The following is a 507-nucleotide window of genomic DNA, read 5'->3' as shown; positions in this document are numbered from 1 at the left end:
TTAAGCGGTCAAGAGAACCGTTATCTCCTGCAACATGCCGGCGACCCAGTGGCCTGGCAGTTGTGGTCGCCAGCGGCATTAGCCCTTGCCCGCGTGCAAGATAAACCGATATTTCTCTCTATTGGCTATTCGGCCTGCAATTCCTGTCAGCTCATGCAGAGCGAATCCTTTTCTGATCCAGCTATTGCTGCGCAATTGAATGATAATTTTATCAATATCAAAGTTGATAAAGAAGAGCGGCCAGACCTCGATGATATTTTTCAAACTGCCCATCAATTGCTGAACGGTCAAACCGGTGGTTGGCCGCTCTCGGTGTTTCTTTGCCCGAAGACCTTGTTGCCGTTCGTGGTGGGCACTTACTTCCCACGCGAGCCGCTGGAGGGACGTATCCCGTTTTGCGATCTATTGATTCGGGTTGTGAATTTTTATCGCGCGCAACATAAAGATTTTTTGAATTTACGCGAACAAATGGGCAAGAGCTTCAAGGCGTTGAATGACTTACCGAGC

At 48.9% G+C, this 507-nt stretch carries 1 protein-coding gene; it reads left to right on the top strand.

Annotation, left to right across the window (positions count from 1 at the left end; genetic code table 11):
- Window positions 1–507 (top strand): thioredoxin domain-containing protein (locus ACFQEU_RS18100; RefSeq protein WP_379784424.1); only part of this gene is annotated, 507 nt, incomplete at both ends.

Source organism: Halorubrum tibetense, from assembly GCF_042661865.1.
GTDB lineage: Archaea > Halobacteriota > Halobacteria > Halobacteriales > Haloferacaceae > Halorubrum > Halorubrum tibetense.
The sequence above is the reverse complement of the archived record's forward strand: the minus strand, read 5'-3'. Positions and strand labels throughout refer to the sequence as shown.